This window comes from Mycobacterium parascrofulaceum ATCC BAA-614 (genome assembly GCF_000164135.1).
GTDB lineage: Bacteria > Actinomycetota > Actinomycetes > Mycobacteriales > Mycobacteriaceae > Mycobacterium > Mycobacterium parascrofulaceum.
The window spans coordinates 920,380-938,024 of record NZ_GG770553.1 but is presented as its reverse complement, the minus strand read 5'-3'; the positions used below and the strand labels follow the sequence as shown (position 1 = coordinate 938,024).

Genomic DNA, 17,645 nt, shown 5'->3' with positions numbered 1-17,645 from the left:
ACCGAATTCGTGCATTGGCGTTTGCCGCAACGCTTGTCCTGGGCTGGGGCCGCCTGAGGCGACTCACCGGACAGCGTGACACTTGCGAGCAAATTTGTAAAGGTACGACCGGTGGTCACGAGCCGCGGCGCGCCCGGAGTTCGGCGAGCACTTCCTCGGTGTGCTGCCCCAGTTCCGGTGCCGCGGAACGCGGCGCCCAGGGTGTGCCGTGGAAATCGGCGGGCGTCGCCACCATCGCGATGCCGGCCTCCCCGTCCGGCACGTCGACGATGCCGCCCGCGGCGTGGAACTGCTCGTCGGCGACGACGTCTTCCAGGCTGTTCACCGGTGACCAGAAGAAGTCGGGTTCGGTGGCAAAAATCGCGGCCCACTCGTCCAGGGTCCGGGTGGCGAAGATGGCGTCCAGCTCGGCGATCAGTTCGGTCGCGTTGACGAAGCGCGCGTAGGCGTCGGCGAAGCGGGGATCGTCGAGCCACTCCGGGTGGCCGACGGCGCGGCACAGCGGGGGCCAGTGCCGGTCGCCCTCGAGCCCGACGATCCAGAACCGTCGCCCGTCGGCGGTCGCGTAGTTGTTCATGCAGGGGTTGCCCATCGACTCGCGTTGTCCGACGGCGATCGGCTGGCCGGTCAGCAGGTAGGTGTTCAGGTCGAAGCTCACGGTGTAGGCGCCCTGGCGGTACAGGGAGGTGGTGACCAGCTGGCCGGTCCCGGTGCGCTGGCGGGCCACCAGCGCCGCGCAGATCGCCGCGGCCAGGGTCATGCCGGCCGAGTGGTCGCCCATGCCGCCGCGCTGGAACGGCGGAGTGTCGCCCGGACGGGTGAGCAGGTGCGCCACGCCGGCGCGTGACCAGAACGCGGCGACGTCGTAGGCGGCGCGGTCGGCGTCGGGCCCGGTCTCGCCGTAGCCGGTGATCAGGCCGTAGACCAGGCGGGGGTTGTGGGCCGCCAGCGCCGCGTAGTCGAAACCGAGGCGGTGCAACGCGCCGGGTCGCACGTTGGTGACGAAAACGTCGGCGTCGGAAAGCAATTCGAAGGCGGTGTCGCGGCCGGCGTCTTCCGCGAGGTTCAACACGATGCTGCGCTTGGAGCGGTTGTCCATCTCGAACGGCGGGTTGACGCCGAGGTCGCAGCCCAGCATCCGGCCGAACAAGCGCCCGGGGTCACCGCCCGGCGGTTCGATCTTGACGACGTCGGCGCCCCAGTCGGCCAGGATGCCGCCGGCGGCCGGTCCGGCCACCCATACCCCGAGTTCGACGACCTTGACGCCCTCCATTGGTCCCGCCATGGCTGCGTTCCTACTCTCTGCCGTTCGAGCTGGGGCACCCCCGCTTGCGGGGGACACGCCAGCGTGACGCTGCATCGTGAGTGCCACGCTAGCGTGACACCAGGTGGGGTTTGCGCGTGAAGGAGAGGACACCATGAGCCTGGTCGCCGGACGCGGTCCGCTCAGCAGCCATCCGGCCGGACGATTCTCGCCGGCGATCCCCGACGAGGTCGTCTTCATCGAGCCGCACCCGCGCCGCGTGCAGGCGATCCGCGACGGCCGCCCGGTGATCGACACCGAGCAGGCGCTGCTGGTGCACCGGCGCGGGCGCCCGCTCAGCTACGCCTTCCGGGCCGACGAGGTCGGCGACCTGCCGACCGAGCCAGAGCCGGACGCGTCGGGCTTCGTGCACGTGCCCTGGGACGCCGTGGACACCTGGCTGGAAGAGGGCCGTGAACTCGTCCACTACCCGCCGAATCCGTACCACCGGGTGGACTGCCGGCCGACGAGGCGGCGCCTGCGCGTCACCGTCGCGGGCACCACGCTGGTGGACACCGACGACACCGTGATCCTGTTCGAAACCTCGCTCGAGCCAAGGCTTTACGTCGATCCCGCCCATGTGCGCACCGACCTGCTGCGCCGCTCGGACACGTTGACCTACTGCAACTACAAGGGTTTCGCGACGTACTGGTCCGCAGGCGACGTCGACGACGTCGCGTGGAGCTATGCGGACCCGCCGCCGGAAAGCCTGCCCATCAAGGGATTTCTAAGCTTCGACCTCGCCCGGGTGGACGTGGTGGCCGAGCTGCCGGCGACGGCCCTCGCCTAACTCGCCAGGCCGACGATCGCGAGCATGAACAGCACCCCGCCGATGGTGCACGCCAGGGTCGCCGCGGTGCGATGGCCGGCGTGTGCCCTCGGCAGGATGTCGGCACTGGCCAGGTACATCAGGAAGCCCGCGAAGAACCCGAGATACACCTCGAGCAGGCGATGGGGAATCGTCACCGCCAGCGTGAGAGCCGCCCCGGCCACCGGCGCGACAGCGTCGGCGCCCAGCAGCGCCAGCGCCCTCCGCCGGTCGTTTCCGTAGAGCGACGTGACGGTGTAGGTGTTGAAGCCGTCCGCGAAGTCGTGGCCGATCACCGCGACCGCCACCACCGCACCCGCGGCCGCTCCCGCCTGGAACGCGGCACCGATGGCGAACCCGTCCATGACGCTGTGCCCGATCAGCCCGGACGCGGCGAGGATTCCTACGCCGGGAGCGCCGGAATCAACGACATCGTCCGACCCGTGGCCGCGGTGGATGCCCACGGTGTGTTCGATGACGTGCAGGACCAGAAAGCCGAGAACGAACGCCACCAGCGGAGCGGGGATGCCGAACATGCTCCACGGCTGCTGGCTCAGCGACTCCGGCAGCAGGTCGAAGGCCACGGCGCCGAGCATCAGCCCGGCGGCCAACCCCAGCACCAGGTAGCGGTACGACCCGATGCGCAGCGCCGCGTACCCGCCCAGCAGTGTCGTGACGAACGAACCCAACGCCACGAGAACAACCACCGCGGGCCCACCTCTCTGCGACCGGTATCCGGTGAGAACGTATCGCGGAAGCCGGTGGTGTGGGGACGAAGTCAGCCGCCGTAGGCGGGCCGGCCCAGCTTGAGTTCGTGCTGGGCGATCATGTTGCGGAAGACTTCCAGGGTCCCGCCGTAGATGCCCAGCGGCAGCGCCAGCCGGTAAAGGTGTTCCGCCGCACCGTCGGTGGCCGACCCCGGGGTTTCGGTGGGCAACGCCGACGCGGTCCCCAGGATGTCCATCAGGTCCGTCGTGACGTCGCGCATCGTCTGCGCGATCGCGACCCGCCCGAACATCCCGGGCGCGGACAGCGCCGCCTCCATCCGCGCGACGTCGCGCCCGAGCCGGTATTTCACCGAGTCGTCGTCCATTGGCCGCCGGCCGTCGGGGCCGGGTTGACCGGCGGCCGCCGCGACGGTGTCGACGACCTCGGCCATCAGGTCGCCGTGCGCCGACATCGCGGCAATGTATTGCAGGCCATGGTCTTCCGGGTCCACGATGCCGTGCTCGGAGTCCAGCGCCGCGCGCATCACGGTCCAGCCGCCGTTCACCTCGCCGATGCGATACAGGTCGTCGACGCGGACGTCGCTGTAGTAGACGATGTTGGTGCGGTCGCCGTCCACGGTGCGGATGCCCTGGATCTCGATGCCGGGCGAGTCGAGCGGCACCAAGAACATGGTCAGGTTGCGGTGTTTCCGCCCCTGCGGGTCGGTGTTGGTGAGCAGGAAGACGTACCCGGCGTTCTGCGCGTTCGACGTGAACATCTTGGAGCCGTTGATAATCCAGCCAGCGCCGTCGCGCACCGCGCGCGTCTTGCACGTGGCGACGTCGGAGCCGCCTTCGGGCTCGGTGTAGCCCAGGCACAGCCGGATCTCGCCGGACAGCACACCGGGAATGACCTTGTCGGCGAGCTCCGGCGCCCCGAATTGCCGCACCAGCCGGGCGACGACGGACGTGGTGCCCCAGTGATACCACGGTGTGTGGGCCCGGGCGATCTCGAGTTGAAAGATGCGCCGGCGGACCGGGCTGAAACCGCCCTCGGACTCCAGCTTCCAATCCGATGCCAGGTAGCCGGTCTCCCCCAGCGCCAGATGCACTCGCTCGTCGAAGTTTTCGCCCAACTCCAATTGCCGGTGCAGCACTTCGTCGGTGACGATCTTGGCGACGAACGCCCGGAGCTCGTCGCGAAAGGCCCGGTCCTCGGGGGAGAGTTCGACGCGGGAGAAGTCCATCAGGCGGCGTCGATCACGAGCGTGCGGAAACGGTCGAGGGTGTCGAGCGCGTGCGCCATGCTGTCACCCGGGAGGTGCACGCTCACCCACGTCACGCCCAGTTTGGCCAGCTTCTCCAGGCCGTCGAGGTAGGCGTCGGCGTTGAAGTCGTCGTCGGTGACGCTGCCGCCGTCGAAGTTGGTGAAGGTGATGTCGATCGCCGACCAGTCGCGGCCGGCGGCGTCGCAGCGGCGCCGCAGGTCGTCGATGCCCTCGCGCAGGCGTTCGACCGAGTCGATGACGGCCGTCCCCGCGGTCTGGGCCAGTCGGGGCGGCGCCGGGAAGGGGCACCAGCCGTCGCCGTACTGCGCCACGCGCTGCCGCGCCGAGGAGGTGTTGCCGCCGATCCAGATCGGCGGGTGCGGGTCGCTCACCGGGCGGGGGTGCGCGGTGATCCCGCGGGCGCTGAAATGCCTTCCCTCGAAGGTGATGTCGTCGCCGGTCCAGACGGCCCGGATCACCTGCAGGGCCTCCTCGAACAGCTCGGCGCGCTCGTCATAGCTAACCCCCAGCGCGGCGAACTCGCGTTTGAGGTAGCCGACACCCACCGCGAGCGTGAACCGGCCGCCGGAGAGCAGATCCAGCGTGGCGCCGGACTTGGCCACCACGAACGGGTTTCGATACGGCAACACCACGATGTTGGGGATCAGCCTCAGCGAGGTCGTCGTCGCCGCCGCGAAACCCAGCGCGACAAAGGGATCCAGCGCGTCATGACCGCCGGCTTCCAGCCACCGCTGCGAGGGCGCTGGGTGGTCGGTGAAGCCGAAACCGTGCATGCCGGCCGCCTCGGCGGCCGCGGCCATCTTCCCGATGCCGTCCCCGCTCACCAGCTCCCGGTTGTACGGGTGGCTGTGCATCGGGTGGGTGATGGTGAAGCGCATGGAACCGCCCTCAGAAGCGTGCGCGGGCGTCGATGGACGTGTCGGTGGTGCGCAGCGGCCGGATCAGCGCCTCCTGGGCAAACGAGCACAGCAACTCGCCCTCCTCGGAATGCACGGTGCCGCGCACATAAGACATTCCCGCCCCGACCTGCGTGCTCTCGTGGGTGTAGAGCAACCAGCCGTCCCAGCGCACCGGTTCGTGAAACGCCACGGAGATGCTCATCGGTGCGGTGGACACCGTCAGGTGCGCCTGGGCGGTGCCGATGCCCGGGTGGGCCCGCATCGTGGTGGAGATGCCCAGGTGGCCGGTGAAGTACGCGAGGAGCGCCTTGGCCAGGTCGTCCCGTTCCGGGATCGGGTCGTAGTGCAGCCAGGCGTACAGTTCCGGCGGCCCGACCTCGTCGGGGCTGTTGACGTCGACGACGTCGACCAGGCGCAGTTCGCGGCCGACCATCGGCATCGGCGAGTGGTTCGCGTCGGCGGGCCCGGCTACGTCGGGACGCGGTAGGTGGTGGCGGATGACGTCGCCCGTCGGCACGTCGGCCAGCACCGTGATGCTCAGGCAGCGCCGCCCGTTCTGGTGCACGGCGACCACAGCGGTGGCGGTGGACCGGCCCTCGGCGACGACGTCGAGCACGAGTTCGATCGGCGGGCCGACGGTCACGGCCCGGGAGAACACCGCGTGCGCCGAGCGCACCGACTTGTCGGGAAATCGCTTGGCCACCGCGACAATCGCCTGGGCGAGCACCTGGGTGCCCTCCACCACCTGCCGTTCGTCGCCGGCGGCCATGCCGGTGTCGCCGGTGAACCGGTCCTGCCCGTCGGCCTGCACGTCGAACAGATCCAGCAGGCCCTGCACCGTCCACTCAGTCTGCTCAGATTCCGTGGTCAAGTCCCACTCCGCCTCTCGCGCTAGCAGCTTTGGGCTCAGCGTGACACTCTGAGTAGGATTTGTAAAGCTTGGCTAATGAGGCCGCGGCCCACCGAATCGGTCTGCCGACGGAACACACACGGAGGCAACGCAATTGGGCATCGTGACCAGTACCTCGGAGACCGCATTCACCCAGTCCGCCGAGACCGTCTACGACTTCGTCACCAACCCGGAGAACTGGACGAAGACCTATCCCGGCAGCGCGCACATCGGCAAGTTGCCGGAACTGCCGCTGCGGGTCGGCGACACCTGGGAGGAGGCGGGCCCCGAGGGGAACCGGGTCTTCACGTGGCAACTGGCGGCCGCCGTCCGCCCGACTCTCTTCGTGTTCACGTCGATCGGGCGGCTGGGGCACGATCGCCAGGGGAACGGCGGATTGGAGGGCCGGATCACGGTGGCGTACCGGTTCACCAGGCCGGGGCAGGACGTCACGCTGTTCTCCCGGACCATGACGATCGAGGCGTTAAAGCACGCCCCGCTGCCGGATCAGCTTTTTCAGCAGGTCAATCCCGCGAAAATCGACGCCTACCACGAGGCGGTCGCGCGCGAACTCGCCACGTCGCGAGATTGACACCGATACCCGCGGTGCATGACACTTTGGCGGTGTTTTGTAAAGCGGTAGAGGGGGTGCTCGGATGATTCCCGAACCGCTGGCCAACGGCTTCTGTTTCGGCGAGGGTCCGCGTTGGTTCGAGGGCCTGCTCTGGTTCTCCGACATGCTGGGCGAGGCGGTCCACACCTCGACCATGGGTGGCTCGCTGACCACGTTGCCGCTGCCCGGGCACACGCCGTCGGGCCTGGGTTTCCGGCCCGACGGTTCGCTGCTGATCGCCTCGGCCGAAGACCGGAAGGTGTTGCGCTACGACGGTGAAACCGTCGACACCATCGCCGATCTCGCGGACCTGGCCCCGGCGAACCTCGGCGACATGGTCGTCGACGACGCGGGCCGGGCCTACATCGGCTCCCAGGCGTTCAGCGGCGGCGTCATCATCCGGCTCGACCCGGACGACAGCGCGACCGTGGTCGCCGGGGACCTCGATTTTCCCAACGGCATGGTGATCACCCCGGACCGCCGGACCCTGATCGTCGCCGAGTCGGTCGGCCGGCGACTGACCGCGTTCAGCATCGGCGCCGACGGCGGGCTGGCCGACCGCCGCGCCTTCGCCGAGGGCCTGGACGGGCCGCCCGACGGCATCGCGCTCGACGCGGACGGCGCGGTGTGGGCGTCGATGACGCTGGCCCACCAGTTCGAGCGGATCGTCGAGGGCGGCGCCGTGACCGACCGCATCGACATGGGCGGGCGCGTCGCCGTCGCCTGCGCGCTCGGCGGCCCGGAGCGCCGAACCCTGTTCCTGTTGTCGAGCACGGAGGCCTACCCCCAGCGCCTGATCGGCACGCGCCTGTCCCGGCTGGACGCCGTCACGGTGACCACCCCCGGCGCCGGCCTGCCCTGACGAGAGGTGACGATGACCGACTCCTACTACGAGCTCATCGACGGCGCGGACCCGCTCGGCGAGAAGTTCCGGGCCACCGACCTGGCGCGCGGCACCTGGTCGGCCGCGATCCAGCACGGCGGGCCGGTGTCGGCCCTGCTGGTGCGGGCGCTGGAGCGGTGCGAGCAACGCGACGACACCCGGCTGTCCCGCGTCGTCATCGACCTGCTGGGCGGGGTGCCCGCCGAGGGCGACCTGTGGGTCGGCTCGCGGGTTCAGCGCGGCGGGAAGCAGATCGAACTCGTCAGCGCCGAGATGCTGGCCCCCGGTCCCGACGGCGAACCCCGGCCGGTGGCGCGTGCCAGCGGATGGCGGCTGCAAACCCTGGACACCCGGGCCGTGGCCCACGCCGCCGCGCCGCTGCCCGGACCGCGCAGCGAGGCCCGCAACCGCAACCTCAAAGCCCGAGACTGGGACCGCAACTACGTGCACAGCCTCGACTGGCTGTGGTTGACGGAGCCGCTCAGCGAGGGCCCGGGCGAATCGTGGATCCACCCCACCGTGGACCTGGTCACCGGCGAGACCATGACGCCGCTGGAGCGCCTGTTCGCGGTGGCCGACTGCGCCAACGGCATCGGCAGCAAGCTGGACATCACCCGGTGGACGTTCCTCAACACCGACCTGGCCGTCCACGTGTTCCGGGTCCCCGAGGGTGAGTGGATCGGCATTCGCGCCGAGACCAGCTACGGCCCGGACGGCATCGGGACCACGATCGGCACGCTGTTCGACGAGCAGGGCGCGGTCGCCGCCATCCAGCAGTCGGTGCTGGTGCGCCCGCGCCCGCCCAAGCCCGGCCGGGAGGCGAAATGACCGTGGACGACTTCGTAGAGTTGCAGATATGAGCAGTCCGGCCCAGACCACAGAGCCTGACACCTCGACGCGTCAGCGCATCCTGGACGCCACCGCCGAGGTGCTCGGGCGCAACGGCAAAACCAAGCTCAGCCTGTCCGACGTCGCGGCCCAGGCCGGCGTGTCCCGCCCGACGCTCTATCGCTGGTTCGCGTCGAAAGAGGAACTGCTGTCGGCCTTTTCGAGCTACGAGCGCCAGATCTTCGAGAGCGGACTGGTCCGGGCCACGGCCGGCCTGAAGGGGGTCGACAAGCTCGACGCGGTGCTGCGGTTCATCGTCGAGTACCAGCACTCGTACTCCGGCGTGCGGATGGTCGACGTCGAGCCCGAGCACACCATCGCCCAGTTCTCCGGGGTCATCCCGCAGATGCGGGAGGGCCTGCAGCGCCACCTGCCCGGACCCAACGCCGCGGTGAAGGCGGCGACCGTCATCCGGATCGCGATCTCGCACTACATCGTCCCCAGCGACGACGCCGACCAGTTCCTGGCGCAGCTGCGGCACGCGGTGGGCATCAAGGGCAGTTGAGACCCCGCGAGACTGCTATGAGCGACGCGTTTCACGAGTAACCCCGTCGGTAGTTGCAGGCTCGCGACGCGGTCAGTCGAACAGCACCGCGGCGTTGAGATAGCCGGTCGGGTCCAGCGCGGCCTTGATCGTCCGCATCGCCGCGATGTCCGCGGCCTCCCGCGACATGCCCAGGTAACGCCGCTTGCGCGTCCCGACGCCGTGTTCGGAGCTGACGTTGCCGCCGGACCGCGCGATGAGCTCCATCATCGGCTCGTAGAGCGCCCGCTCCCGGTCGACGGGGCAGCGCAGCACGTTGAGGTGCAGGTTGCCCTCGCCTATGTGGCCGAACAGCACGGGCAGCGCCTCGGGCGCGTGGGCCGCGACCAAATCGGCCGCCTCCCTGGCGAATCCGCCGATCGACGCCAGCGGCAGGGAGACGTCGAACTTCAGCGGCGGCCCGTGCACGCCGAGCACGTCGGCGAGCGCCTCGCGCACCTGCCACAACCGTTGTTGCGCGCCAACATCCACGCCGACGGCGGGTTCGGAGCACATGTGCGCGCCGTCGAGCAGGTCGGCGAGCCGGTCGGTCTGGTCGTGATCGGCGGCCAGCTCCACCAGCAGCAGCCAGTCGCCCTCGACCGGCGAGCCCACCCCGAGGTGCTCGCCGGTCAGCGCGGCGGCCCGACCGTCGACCAACTCCAGCGCCGCGATGCCGTCGGTGTCCCGGAACGTCCGGCCGGCGTCCACCAGCGCCTCGAGGTCGGCGAACCCGCAGACCGCCGTCACCCGATGCCTCGGGGTGGGATGCAGGCACAGGTCCAGACCGGTGATCACGCCCAGGGTGCCCTCGGCGCCCACGAACAGGGATGGCAGGTCATAGCCGGTATTGTCCCGGCGCACGCCGCTGCGCCGGGACAATAGCGATCCGTCGGGCAGCGCGACCTGCAAGCCGACCAGCTGTTCGCCCATGTTGCCGTAGCGCACCGTGCGCAGGCCGCCGGCGTTGGTCGACGCCATCCCCCCGACGGTCGCGGTGTCCCGCGCGGCCAGGTCCACCCCGAACAGCAGACCGGCCGCGGTTGCGGCACGTTGCACCGCCGCGAGCGTCGCGCCGGCGCCGACCCGGGCGCGGCGCTCCACGGTGTCGACCCCGTCGAGGGCGTGCAGCCGCTCGGTGGACAGCAGCACGTCGTCGTGCTCGGGTACGGTGCCGGCCACCAGCGACGTGCGGCCGCCCTGCACCGTCACGTGCGCCCCGGCGTCGCGGCACAGCCGCAGCACCTCGGCGACCTGCTCGGCCGTTCCCGGGCGCACCAGCGCGCTGGCCCGCCCGCGGTACCGGCCGGTGTGGTCGACGCCGCGGCCCGCGAGCACGTCGGGATCGGTGACGACGTGGTTCGGTCCCACTACCTCGGCCAGGCTATGCAGCATCGACACCATCCCCTACGCCGAACGTGCACTGACGGCGAAATACACGCCCAATTCTCGCCGTGAGTGCACGTTCGGCGACGAACCGCGCGTTAGAACTGCTTGTGCGGCACGTCCGTCACCAGCCCGCCGTCCATCACGAACTCGCTGCCGGTCGCGTAGGACGACTCGTCGCTGGCCAGGAACAGCACGAAGGTCGAGACCTCGCGGGACTCGGCCGGGCGGCCGAGCGGAATGGTGACCATGTCGTCGGGCAGGTGCTGGGTCATCGGGGTGCGGATGAAGCCGGGGTGGACGGAGTTGACCCGAATGTTGTGCGGCGCAAGCTCCAAGGCCGCGGACTTCGCCAGGCCGCGCACCGCCCACTTGGACGCGACGTAGGGGTGCACCATGGGGGCGCCGCGGAGGCCCTCGATCGAGGAGATGTTGATGATCGACCCGCCCCCCGCGGCGATCATCGGGTCGACGGCCACCCGCATGCCCAGGAACGTTCCGGTCAGGTTGACGTCGATCACCTTCTGCCACTTGGCCAGATCGAAACTCCGCAGCGGGCCGAGCGCGACGGTGCCGGCGTTGTTCACCAACACGTTGAGCTTGCCGAATTCGCCGACCGCGGTCTCGACGGCGGCGTCCCACTGGTCGGGCTGGGTGACGTCGAGGTGGACGTAGCGCACCGAGTCGCCGATCTCGTCGGCCACCGCCTTGCCCTCGTCGTCGAGGATGTCGCCGATCACCACCTTGGCGCCTTCGGACACCAGCAGCCGCGCGTGCTCGGCGCCCATCCCGCGAGCGCCGCCACTGATGAGTGCGACTTTGCCTTCTACCCGTCCCACAGGGACTCCTTTCGATTTAGGTGCTCACCAAAGTGGTTGGCGCGTAAAGACCTTTCCCGGTCACCAGCGGCAGGTCGAGCGTGGTCCGGATGCCGGGCGGCGCGGCGATGACCGCGGGGATTGCGTTGACGATGCGCCCGGCGGCGCCCACGATCGCGGCGTGGTTGTGGTCGCCCTTGCGGCTGCTGGGCACGATGTCCACGGCGTAGGACGGCTCGCCGGTGATCTCGACGCGGTAGGACCCGCCGCCGGCGGCGGGCTGCGCCCAGTCGGGTCGCAGGTCCGGCCGCAGCCGGGTGATGTGCTCGATGACGATGGCCGGCCGGCCGTTGGACATGCCCCGGATCTCGAACTGCAGCGCGGCCATGGTGCCCTTGGGAACGCGCCCGACCGCGATGTCGAAGTCCTCCGGCGCCGGCTCGCGCTGGTAGGACTCGGTGATCCCGTCGATCTCGATGCCCAGGCCGGCCGCCAGCTGCCGGATCGCCGTTCCCCAGGCGATGCCGAGGATGCCGGGCTGCAGCAGCATCGGCACCTCGTCGAGGGGCCGGCCGAATCCCATGTAGTGCATGACCTCCGCGCCGTCATAGGTGGCGTAGTCGGCGATCTCCATGCAGCGCACCTGCTCGATGCTCTGACAGGTGCCCGCCAGCGCGAACGGGATGAGGTCGTTGATGAAGCCGGGGTCGACGCCGGTGATCAGGATGCTCGAATTACCTTGCCGGGCGGCGTCTTCGACGCGGTCGATGTACTTGTCGGGCATGACGCCCCACGGGTATTGCAGCAGCCCGGGCGACGACCCGACGACGTTGACGCCGGCGGCCAGGACGCGCATGACGTCGGCCATCGCGTCGGGCAACCGGGTGTCGCCCATGGCGCAGTACACGACGCACTCCGGCCGGGTGGCCAGCAGGGCGTCGAGGTCGCCGACGGCCGCGACGCCGGTGACGACGCCGGGCTCGAGGCCGACGCCGCAGAGTTCGCCGGCGTCCTTGCCCACCTTCTCCGGGGTGGACACGCACACGCCCGTCAACTCGAACTGGGGGTTGGTGATGAGCTCGGCCAGGGCCAACCCTCCGACGTTTCCGGTACCGACGTGCGCGACGCGGATCGCCATGAGAGTCTCCGTCCTGTGAGCGCTCCAAACGTTTCTAGACAGTAGTCCATTAAATCTTTGTGGCATACCGGCGGACTGGTCGCGATCGCCCGGGCAGAATGACTCGCTGATGACACACCGCGAAGACGTCCAGTTCCCGTCCGATGGCGACCTGATCAGCGCCTGGCTCTACCGCCCGGCGGGCGGCGGACCCGCGCCGCTGCTGGTGATGGCGCATGGCCTGGGCGGGGTGCGAAGCATGCGGCTGGATGCCTACGCCGAACGGTTCGGCGCCGCCGGCTATGCCTGCCTGGTATTCGACTACCGCAACTTCGGCGACAGCGAGGGCCGGCCCCGGCAGGTGCTCGACATCGGCATGCAGCTCGCCGACTGGGCCGCGGCGGTCGCCTACGCCCGTACCCTCCCCGGCATCGACCCCGATCGAATCGCGTTGTGGGGCACGTCGTTTGCGGGCGGGCATGTGATCGCCACGGCGGCCCGGCTGCCGGGCATCGCCGCCGTGGTCGCCCAGTGCCCCTTCACCGACGGCATCGCGTCGGCGCGCACCATCAGCAACCCGTTGGTCTTCGCTCGGGTCGGCCTGTTGGCCGCACGTGACCTGCTGGCCGCCCGGCTGCACAAGCCTCCGGTCATGGTGCCGACGGTCGGACGACCGGGAGACGTCGCCTTGATGAGCACGCCCGACGCCTACCCCGGCTACCTCAGGCTCGTGCCCGAGGGTGGGGAGCTGACCAACGAGGTGGCGGCCCGCATTGCGTTGACGATCATGGCCTACCGTCCCGGCCGCGACGCCGCGAAGGTCACCTGCCCGATCCTGTTCTGCGTGTGCGAGGCCGACTCGGTGGCACCGGCGGGGCCGACGCTGCGCTATGCGGCCAAGGCGCCGCGGGGCGAGGTCAAGCTCTATCCCGAGGGCCATTTCGCGATCTATGTCGACGAGGCGTTCGACCGCGTCGTCGCCGACCAGCTCGCCTTCCTCGACAAGCACCTGAAGAGCGCGGCGTAGCGGGAGAGCCCCGAACCTAGGGGCCGAGCGGGGAACTCGTGCGGATCCCTTCGTCGCGGATCAGCCCGCGCAGCAGCGCGGTGCTGAATTCCGCGGCGATCTCCTTGGCGCTGCGGCGTCCACTCGGGCGCAACCACCGGTACGCACCCAGCGTCATGCCGATGTATCCGAGCGCCAGGACGTGGGAGTCGCACTGGTAGAACTCGCCGCTGGCGATCCCCCGGTCGATGAGGCCGTGGACGTGCTCGTAGACCTGGGTTTCCTTCTCCCGCACCGCGGCGACCTGCTCCTCGGTGAACCACTCGGCGATGTAGGGCGCCTCCTGGAAGTAGACGGCGGCCCGCTCGGGATTGGCCGCGATGCCGGTGAGCAGGCGGACGGTGTACTGGTAGAGCGCCTCGCGCGCCGTCCAGGACGGGTCGTCGTGGACGGCGGCCAACGTGCCCTCGGCGGCCTGCTGATAGATGTCGTAGAGGATCAGGGACTTGCTGGCGTAGTAGTGGTAGACGGTCGCCTTGTTCAGTCCGATCACGTCGGCGACGTCGTCCATCCGGGTGCCGTGGTAGCCGCGGGCGGCGAACAGCTTGGTGGCGACCGCCAGCAACTCCTCGCGCCGCGTTCGTCCGTTCTCGGATGGCATCTGTACTCGCTATCGTCAGTGCCGGGCGGGACGGTGGTGTGCCGGGCAGGGCCAATTATCAATCAACTGGTTGGACAGTTTAGGCAAACGCCGGGTGTCGCCCCGACGAGGATGGGACTAGACTCCCTTCCAGAAAGCTCAAGTCGCGACTGGAGGGGTGGCCTGATGGATCCGAGCCCGGACTACGACGCTAGCGACGAAATCGAGTTCTTCTTCCGCTACGTCCCGTGGGGTCTGCGCGGTGTGGTCGACGGCAACGGCTACCCGCCGCCCGCCTACCCGCCGGTTTAGCCTGCTCCGGCCCTACAGGGCCTTCAACTCCTCGGCGACCTCGGTCACCGACTTCTTCGCATCCCCGAACAACATCGTCGTCCCGTCGGCGTAGAACAGCGGGTTGTCGATGCCCGCGAACCCGGAGTTCATCGACCGCTTGAGCACGATCACCGACTTGGCCTTGTCCACGTTGAGGATGGGCATGCCGTAGATCGGGCTGGACTGTTCGTTGCGGGCCGCCGGGTTGGTGACGTCGTTGGCGCCGATGACGATCGCGACGTCGGTGCGGGCGAACTCGTCGTTGATGTCGTCCATGTCCTTCATGGCGTCGTAATCCACCTCGGCCTCGGCCAGCAGCACGTTCATGTGCCCGGGCATCCGGCCCGCGACCGGGTGAATCGCGTACTTCACCGGCACGCCCTTCTCCTCCAGCAGGCTGGCCATGTCCTTGACGGCGTGCTGGGCCTGCGCGACGGCCAGCCCGTAGCCCGGAACCACGATCACCTGGTTGGCGTAGGCCATCTGGATCGCGGCGTCGGCGGCCGACGTCGCCTTGACGTGCTTGTCGCCGCCGTCCCCACCGGCGCCCGGGGCCACGCCCCCGCCGCCGAAGCCACCCGCGACGATCGCCGGGATCGAGCGGTTCATCGCCTTGGCCATGAGGTTGGTCAGGATCGAACCGGACGCGCCGACGATCATGCCGGCCACGATCATCGCGGTGTTGTTCAGCGCCAGGCCGGCCGCCGCGGCCGACAGCCCGGTCATCGCGTTGAGCAGCGAGATGACCACCGGCATGTCGGCGCCGCCGATGGGCAGCACCACCATCAGGCCGAGCACGCCCGCCGCAACCAACAGGCCGATCATCCACCACAGCGACGCCCCACCGGTGCCGGGGTGCGCATGGATGCCGACGACGACCGCCGCGGCCACGGCGCCGGCCAGCAGCAGCAGGTTGATCGGTTGCTGGGCCCTGCCGAAGCCGATCGGCGCCCCGGAGATGATCTCCTGCAGCTTGCCGAACGCGATGATCGATCCCCAGAACGAGATCGAGCCGATGATCGCGGCGAACAGCGAGGCCACCACGATGTGCACCGTCGGCGACTCGCCATGCTGGAAGGCCGAAAAGCCTTTGGTTTCAATGAATTCCGACAGGGCGATCAGCGCGACCGTGCCGCCGCCGACGCCGTTGAAGAACGCCACCAGCTGCGGCATGGCGGTCATCTTGGTCAGGCGCGCCGGTGGCACGCCGAGCACGACGCCCACGACCAGGCCCGCGATGATCAGCACCCACGACTCGGTGTGCCGGATCTTGATCAGCGTCGCCGCCACGGCGAGGGCCATGCCGACGGCCGCGATCAGGTTCCCCCGCACCGCGGTCTTCGGGCCGGTGAGGCCCATCAAGCCGTAGATGAAGAGGGCGAACGAGATGATGTAGAGGACGGTGACGAGGTAGTTCATTTGGCGGCCAGATCTTCCGTCTTGACGGGCACGGCTTTCTTCTTGCCCTTGAACATGCCCAGCATCCGGTCGGTGACGATGAAGCCGCCGATGACGTTCAGCGTCCCGAACACCACCGCGACGAACAGGATGATCTGCACCGCCAGCGACGGATGCTCGACCTCGCCGAAAACCACCAGCGCGCCCAGCACCACGATGCCGTGGATGGCGTTCGTGCCCGACATCAGCGGCGTGTGCAGCGTGTTGGGCACCTTGGAAATGACCGCGAACCCGACGAACCCGGACAGCACCAGGATCGCCAGATTGGCCAATAGCTCGTCGTACATGTAGTCCTCTCCTACCGGGTCACTGGGCCCGGGTCACGCACGCCGCCGCGACGACCTCGTCGTCGAAGTCGGGGGCCAGCTTGCCGTCGGTGATCAGCAGGTCCAGCAGCGCCGTGATGTTCTTGCTGTAGAGCTCGCTGGCGTGCTCGGGCATCGTCGCGGGCAGGTTCAGCGGCGAGGCGATGGTGACGTCGTGCTTGACGACCGTCCGCCCCGGCTCGGTCAGCTCGCAGTTGCCGCCCGTCTCGCCCGCGAGGTCCACGACCACACTGCCGGGCTTCATCGACTCCACCGCCGCGGCGGTCACCAGGCGCGGCGCGGGCCGCCCCGGGACCAACGCCGTGGTGATGACCACGTCGAACCCGGCGATCGCCTTCTCCAGCGACTTCTGCTGCTGGGCGCGTTCGTCCTCGGTGAGCTCGCGGGCGTACCCGCCCTCACCGGCCGCGTCTATCCCGATGTCGAGCCACTGCGCCCCCACCGAGCGCACCTGGTCGGCCACCTCCGGGCGCACGTCGTAGCCGGAGGTGCGCGCGCCGAGGCGTTTGGCCGTCGCCAGCGCCTGCAGCCCGGCCACGCCGACTCCGAGCACCAGCACGCTGGCCGGCTTCACCGTGCCGGCCGCCGTCGTCAGCATGGGGAAGAACCGGGTCGACTCCGACGCGGCCAGCAGGACGGCCTTGTAGCCGGCCACGTTGGCCTGCGACGACAGCGCATCCATCACCTGGGCCCGCGAGATCCGCGGAATGGCCTCGAGCGCGAACGCCTGCACGCCGGCCTCGGTGAGCGCGCCGATCGAGTTGTCCGCGTTGCGCGGCGCCAGGAACCCGATCAGGGTCTGCCCGCGGCGCAACCTGGCGACCTCTTCCTTGTTCGGCGGTGCCACCTTGACCACGATGTCGGCGGCCCAGGCGTCCCCGATGCTGGCGCCGGCCTCGGTGTAGAGCTGGTCGGGGAGCAACGCGCCTTCGCCCGCTCCGGACTCCACCACTACCGCCACACCGCTGCTGATCAGCGACGCCACCGCCTTGGGCACCAGCGCGACCCGCCGTTCGTCGGCGCCCGACTCGGCGACCACCCCTACCGTCGTCTGCGCATCTGTCATGGCGCGTACATCTGCTTTCCCGCACTTTCCTGCCGTTTGAATGTGCCGCTGGCTGGCCGCACGCTTCGCTACCTTAACGCCTGCCGGGTTTCACCCCCGACGTGCGATCGCCCGGGCCCGGATACCCCGCCAGCTGCCGATCGACTCCCGTCGATGGTTCGTCACCGCGAGCGCGAGCAGTAGCGCCCGCCGCGTTGTGGAGTCACAAGAAGGCGTTGTGGCCGGCGGCTACCAGAGCGGGATGTCCCGGCCGTGTTCGGCCGCGGGCCGGGGCCCGAAGTAGCGGCGTTCGGACCCGTCGATCGGCACGTCGTTGATGCTGGCCTCGCGGCGGGCCATCAACCCCGACGGGGAGAACTCCCACAGCTCGTTGCCGTAGCTGCGGTACCACTGCCCGCCCGCGTCGTGGCATTCGTACTGGAACCGCACGGCGATGCGGTTGTCGTGGAAGTCCCACAGGCTTTTTCGCAACGCGTAGTCGAGTTCGCGCTGCCACTTGCGGGTCAGGAAGGCCACGATCGCGTCGCGGCCGACGACGTGATCGCCGCGGTTTCGCCACTGCGAGTCGGGCGTGTAGGCCAGGCTTACGCGGTGCGGGTCGCAGGTGTTCCAGGCGTCCTCGGCGGCCTGCACCTTCTGCAGGGCCGTCTCGAGAGTGAACGGGGGGAACGGCGGGCGGGATTCGCTCATGGC

20 protein-coding genes are annotated in these 17,645 nt (G+C 69.4%); 7 read left to right on the top strand and 13 right to left on the bottom strand.

Annotated elements, in window-relative coordinates:
* Nucleotides 1–115: 115 nt before the first annotated feature.
* Nucleotides 116–1,285: a CaiB/BaiF CoA transferase family protein gene (locus HMPREF0591_RS04495; protein ID WP_040621101.1), complete on the bottom strand. Its 1,170-nt coding sequence runs from the start codon at nt 1,283–1,285 to the stop codon at nt 116–118.
* Nucleotides 1,286–1,418: 133 nt separating this feature from the next.
* On the opposite strand from HMPREF0591_RS04495, the gene HMPREF0591_RS04490 reads away from it, so the two are divergent.
* Nucleotides 1,419–2,093, top strand: coding sequence for a DUF427 domain-containing protein (locus tag HMPREF0591_RS04490; protein WP_007167237.1), 675 nt, complete (start codon nt 1,419–1,421; stop codon nt 2,091–2,093).
* Here HMPREF0591_RS04490 and HMPREF0591_RS04485 read toward each other — a convergent pair.
* From HMPREF0591_RS04485 to HMPREF0591_RS04470, 4 genes are all read right to left on the bottom strand, one after another.
* Nucleotides 2,090–2,818, bottom strand: coding sequence for a ZIP family metal transporter (locus HMPREF0591_RS04485; RefSeq protein WP_007167236.1), 729 nt, complete (start codon nt 2,816–2,818; stop codon nt 2,090–2,092). The genes HMPREF0591_RS04490 and HMPREF0591_RS04485 overlap by 4 nt on opposite strands.
* A 71-nt stretch (nt 2,819–2,889) precedes the next feature.
* Nucleotides 2,890–4,065 carry an acyl-CoA dehydrogenase family protein gene (locus HMPREF0591_RS04480; protein WP_007167235.1) on the bottom strand — a complete coding sequence of 392 codons (1,176 nt, stop codon included), beginning with the start codon at nt 4,063–4,065 and terminating at the stop codon, nt 2,890–2,892.
* Complete coding sequence (locus HMPREF0591_RS04475) at nt 4,065–4,985, bottom strand: LLM class F420-dependent oxidoreductase (RefSeq protein WP_007167234.1); 921 nt, start codon at nt 4,983–4,985, stop codon at nt 4,065–4,067. Before HMPREF0591_RS04475 ends, HMPREF0591_RS04480 begins: the two co-directional genes overlap by 1 nt.
* Nucleotides 4,986–4,995: 10 nt before the next feature.
* Nucleotides 4,996–5,877 carry an acyl-CoA thioesterase gene (locus HMPREF0591_RS04470; protein WP_007167233.1) on the bottom strand — a complete coding sequence of 294 codons (882 nt, stop codon included), beginning with the start codon at nt 5,875–5,877 and terminating at the stop codon, nt 4,996–4,998.
* A gap of 133 nt (nt 5,878–6,010) precedes the next feature.
* Between HMPREF0591_RS04470 and HMPREF0591_RS04465 the strand changes: the two genes are divergently transcribed.
* From HMPREF0591_RS04465 to HMPREF0591_RS04450, 4 genes are all read left to right on the top strand, one after another.
* Nucleotides 6,011–6,487: an SRPBCC family protein gene (locus HMPREF0591_RS04465; protein ID WP_007167232.1), complete on the top strand. Its 477-nt coding sequence runs from the start codon at nt 6,011–6,013 to the stop codon at nt 6,485–6,487.
* Nucleotides 6,488–6,551: 64 nt separating this feature from the next.
* Nucleotides 6,552–7,370 carry an SMP-30/gluconolactonase/LRE family protein gene (locus HMPREF0591_RS04460; RefSeq protein ID WP_007167231.1) on the top strand — a complete coding sequence of 273 codons (819 nt, stop codon included), beginning with the start codon at nt 6,552–6,554 and terminating at the stop codon, nt 7,368–7,370.
* A 12-nt stretch (nt 7,371–7,382) separates the two neighbouring features.
* Entirely contained in the window at nt 7,383–8,219 is an 837-nt protein-coding gene (locus tag HMPREF0591_RS04455; protein WP_007167230.1) for a thioesterase family protein, read from the top strand.
* Between the two features lie 28 nt (nt 8,220–8,247).
* Complete coding sequence (locus HMPREF0591_RS04450; protein ID WP_007167229.1) at nt 8,248–8,784, top strand: TetR/AcrR family transcriptional regulator; 537 nt, start codon at nt 8,248–8,250, stop codon at nt 8,782–8,784.
* A 72-nt stretch (nt 8,785–8,856) separates the two neighbouring features.
* On the opposite strand, the gene HMPREF0591_RS04445 is transcribed toward HMPREF0591_RS04450, so the two are convergent.
* The 3 genes from HMPREF0591_RS04445 to HMPREF0591_RS04435 form a co-directional block, all read right to left on the bottom strand.
* Complete coding sequence (locus HMPREF0591_RS04445) at nt 8,857–10,197, bottom strand: FAD-binding oxidoreductase (RefSeq protein ID WP_040621830.1); 1,341 nt, start codon at nt 10,195–10,197, stop codon at nt 8,857–8,859.
* 89 nt (nt 10,198–10,286) lie between these two features.
* On the bottom strand, nt 10,287–11,027 hold the full coding sequence (locus HMPREF0591_RS04440; protein ID WP_007167227.1) for a glucose 1-dehydrogenase: 741 nt from the start codon (nt 11,025–11,027) through the stop codon (nt 10,287–10,289).
* 16 nt (nt 11,028–11,043) lie between these two features.
* On the bottom strand, nt 11,044–12,144 hold the full coding sequence (locus HMPREF0591_RS04435; protein ID WP_007167226.1) for an NAD(P)H-dependent amine dehydrogenase family protein: 1,101 nt from the start codon (nt 12,142–12,144) through the stop codon (nt 11,044–11,046).
* Nucleotides 12,145–12,253: 109 nt separating this feature from the next.
* Between HMPREF0591_RS04435 and HMPREF0591_RS04430 the strand changes: the two genes are divergently transcribed.
* The gene (locus tag HMPREF0591_RS04430; RefSeq protein ID WP_007167225.1) at nt 12,254–13,150 is read left to right on the top strand and encodes an alpha/beta hydrolase; all 897 of its coding nucleotides are present in this window, start codon (nt 12,254–12,256) and stop codon (nt 13,148–13,150) included.
* Between the two features lie 16 nt (nt 13,151–13,166).
* Here HMPREF0591_RS04430 and HMPREF0591_RS04425 read toward each other — a convergent pair whose 3' ends face one another.
* On the bottom strand, nt 13,167–13,790 hold the full coding sequence (locus tag HMPREF0591_RS04425) for a TetR/AcrR family transcriptional regulator (protein WP_007167224.1): 624 nt from the start codon (nt 13,788–13,790) through the stop codon (nt 13,167–13,169).
* 162 nt (nt 13,791–13,952) lie between these two features.
* Here HMPREF0591_RS04425 and HMPREF0591_RS31895 point away from each other — a divergent pair, with 162 nt between their 5' ends.
* A complete protein-coding gene (locus HMPREF0591_RS31895; protein ID WP_170826102.1) occupies nt 13,953–14,081 on the top strand; it encodes a hypothetical protein in 129 nt (42 codons plus the stop codon).
* A 12-nt stretch (nt 14,082–14,093) separates the two neighbouring features.
* Here the strand turns inward: HMPREF0591_RS31895 and HMPREF0591_RS04420 are convergent, their stop codons facing one another.
* The 4 genes from HMPREF0591_RS04420 to HMPREF0591_RS04405 form a co-directional block, all read right to left on the bottom strand.
* Nucleotides 14,094–15,521 carry an NAD(P)(+) transhydrogenase (Re/Si-specific) subunit beta gene (locus HMPREF0591_RS04420; RefSeq protein ID WP_007167222.1) on the bottom strand — a complete coding sequence of 476 codons (1,428 nt, stop codon included), beginning with the start codon at nt 15,519–15,521 and terminating at the stop codon, nt 14,094–14,096.
* Nucleotides 15,518–15,847, bottom strand: coding sequence for an NAD(P) transhydrogenase subunit alpha part 2 (locus tag HMPREF0591_RS04415; RefSeq protein ID WP_007167221.1), 330 nt, complete (start codon nt 15,845–15,847; stop codon nt 15,518–15,520). The genes HMPREF0591_RS04420 and HMPREF0591_RS04415 overlap by 4 nt, the downstream gene beginning before the upstream one ends.
* 19 nt (nt 15,848–15,866) lie before the next feature.
* Nucleotides 15,867–16,952, bottom strand: coding sequence for a Re/Si-specific NAD(P)(+) transhydrogenase subunit alpha (locus HMPREF0591_RS04410; protein WP_007167220.1), 1,086 nt, complete (start codon nt 16,950–16,952; stop codon nt 15,867–15,869).
* 228 nt (nt 16,953–17,180) lie between these two features.
* The gene (locus tag HMPREF0591_RS04405) at nt 17,181–17,642 is read right to left on the bottom strand and encodes a nuclear transport factor 2 family protein (RefSeq protein WP_040621827.1); all 462 of its coding nucleotides are present in this window, start codon (nt 17,640–17,642) and stop codon (nt 17,181–17,183) included.
* Between the last annotated feature and the right edge of the window lie 3 nt (nt 17,643–17,645).

Bases quoted from the DNA above. Each gene is read 5' to 3' on its own strand.
- HMPREF0591_RS04420 (WP_007167222.1), bottom strand. From the start codon at position 15,521: ATGAACTACCTCGTCACCGTCCTCTACATCATCTCGTTCGCCCTCTTC.
- HMPREF0591_RS04450 (WP_007167229.1), top strand. From the start codon at position 8,248: ATGAGCAGTCCGGCCCAGACCACAGAGCCTGACACCTCGACGCGTCAG.
- HMPREF0591_RS04430 (WP_007167225.1), top strand. From the start codon at position 12,254: ATGACACACCGCGAAGACGTCCAGTTCCCGTCCGATGGCGACCTGATC.
- HMPREF0591_RS04460 (WP_007167231.1), top strand. From the start codon at position 6,552: ATGATTCCCGAACCGCTGGCCAACGGCTTCTGTTTCGGCGAGGGTCCG.
- HMPREF0591_RS04445 (WP_040621830.1), bottom strand. From the start codon at position 10,197: ATGCTGCATAGCCTGGCCGAGGTAGTGGGACCGAACCACGTCGTCACC.
- HMPREF0591_RS04475 (WP_007167234.1), bottom strand. From the start codon at position 4,985: ATGCGCTTCACCATCACCCACCCGATGCACAGCCACCCGTACAACCGG.
- HMPREF0591_RS04495 (WP_040621101.1), bottom strand. From the start codon at position 1,285: ATGGCGGGACCAATGGAGGGCGTCAAGGTCGTCGAACTCGGGGTATGG.
- HMPREF0591_RS04415 (WP_007167221.1), bottom strand. From the start codon at position 15,847: ATGTACGACGAGCTATTGGCCAATCTGGCGATCCTGGTGCTGTCCGGG.
- HMPREF0591_RS04435 (WP_007167226.1), bottom strand. From the start codon at position 12,144: ATGGCGATCCGCGTCGCGCACGTCGGTACCGGAAACGTCGGAGGGTTG.
- HMPREF0591_RS04455 (WP_007167230.1), top strand. From the start codon at position 7,383: ATGACCGACTCCTACTACGAGCTCATCGACGGCGCGGACCCGCTCGGC.
- HMPREF0591_RS04490 (WP_007167237.1), top strand. From the start codon at position 1,419: ATGAGCCTGGTCGCCGGACGCGGTCCGCTCAGCAGCCATCCGGCCGGA.
- HMPREF0591_RS04405 (WP_040621827.1), bottom strand. From the start codon at position 17,642: ATGAGCGAATCCCGCCCGCCGTTCCCCCCGTTCACTCTCGAGACGGCC.
- HMPREF0591_RS04425 (WP_007167224.1), bottom strand. From the start codon at position 13,790: ATGCCATCCGAGAACGGACGAACGCGGCGCGAGGAGTTGCTGGCGGTC.
- HMPREF0591_RS04480 (WP_007167235.1), bottom strand. From the start codon at position 4,065: ATGGACTTCTCCCGCGTCGAACTCTCCCCCGAGGACCGGGCCTTTCGC.
- HMPREF0591_RS04410 (WP_007167220.1), bottom strand. From the start codon at position 16,952: ATGACAGATGCGCAGACGACGGTAGGGGTGGTCGCCGAGTCGGGCGCC.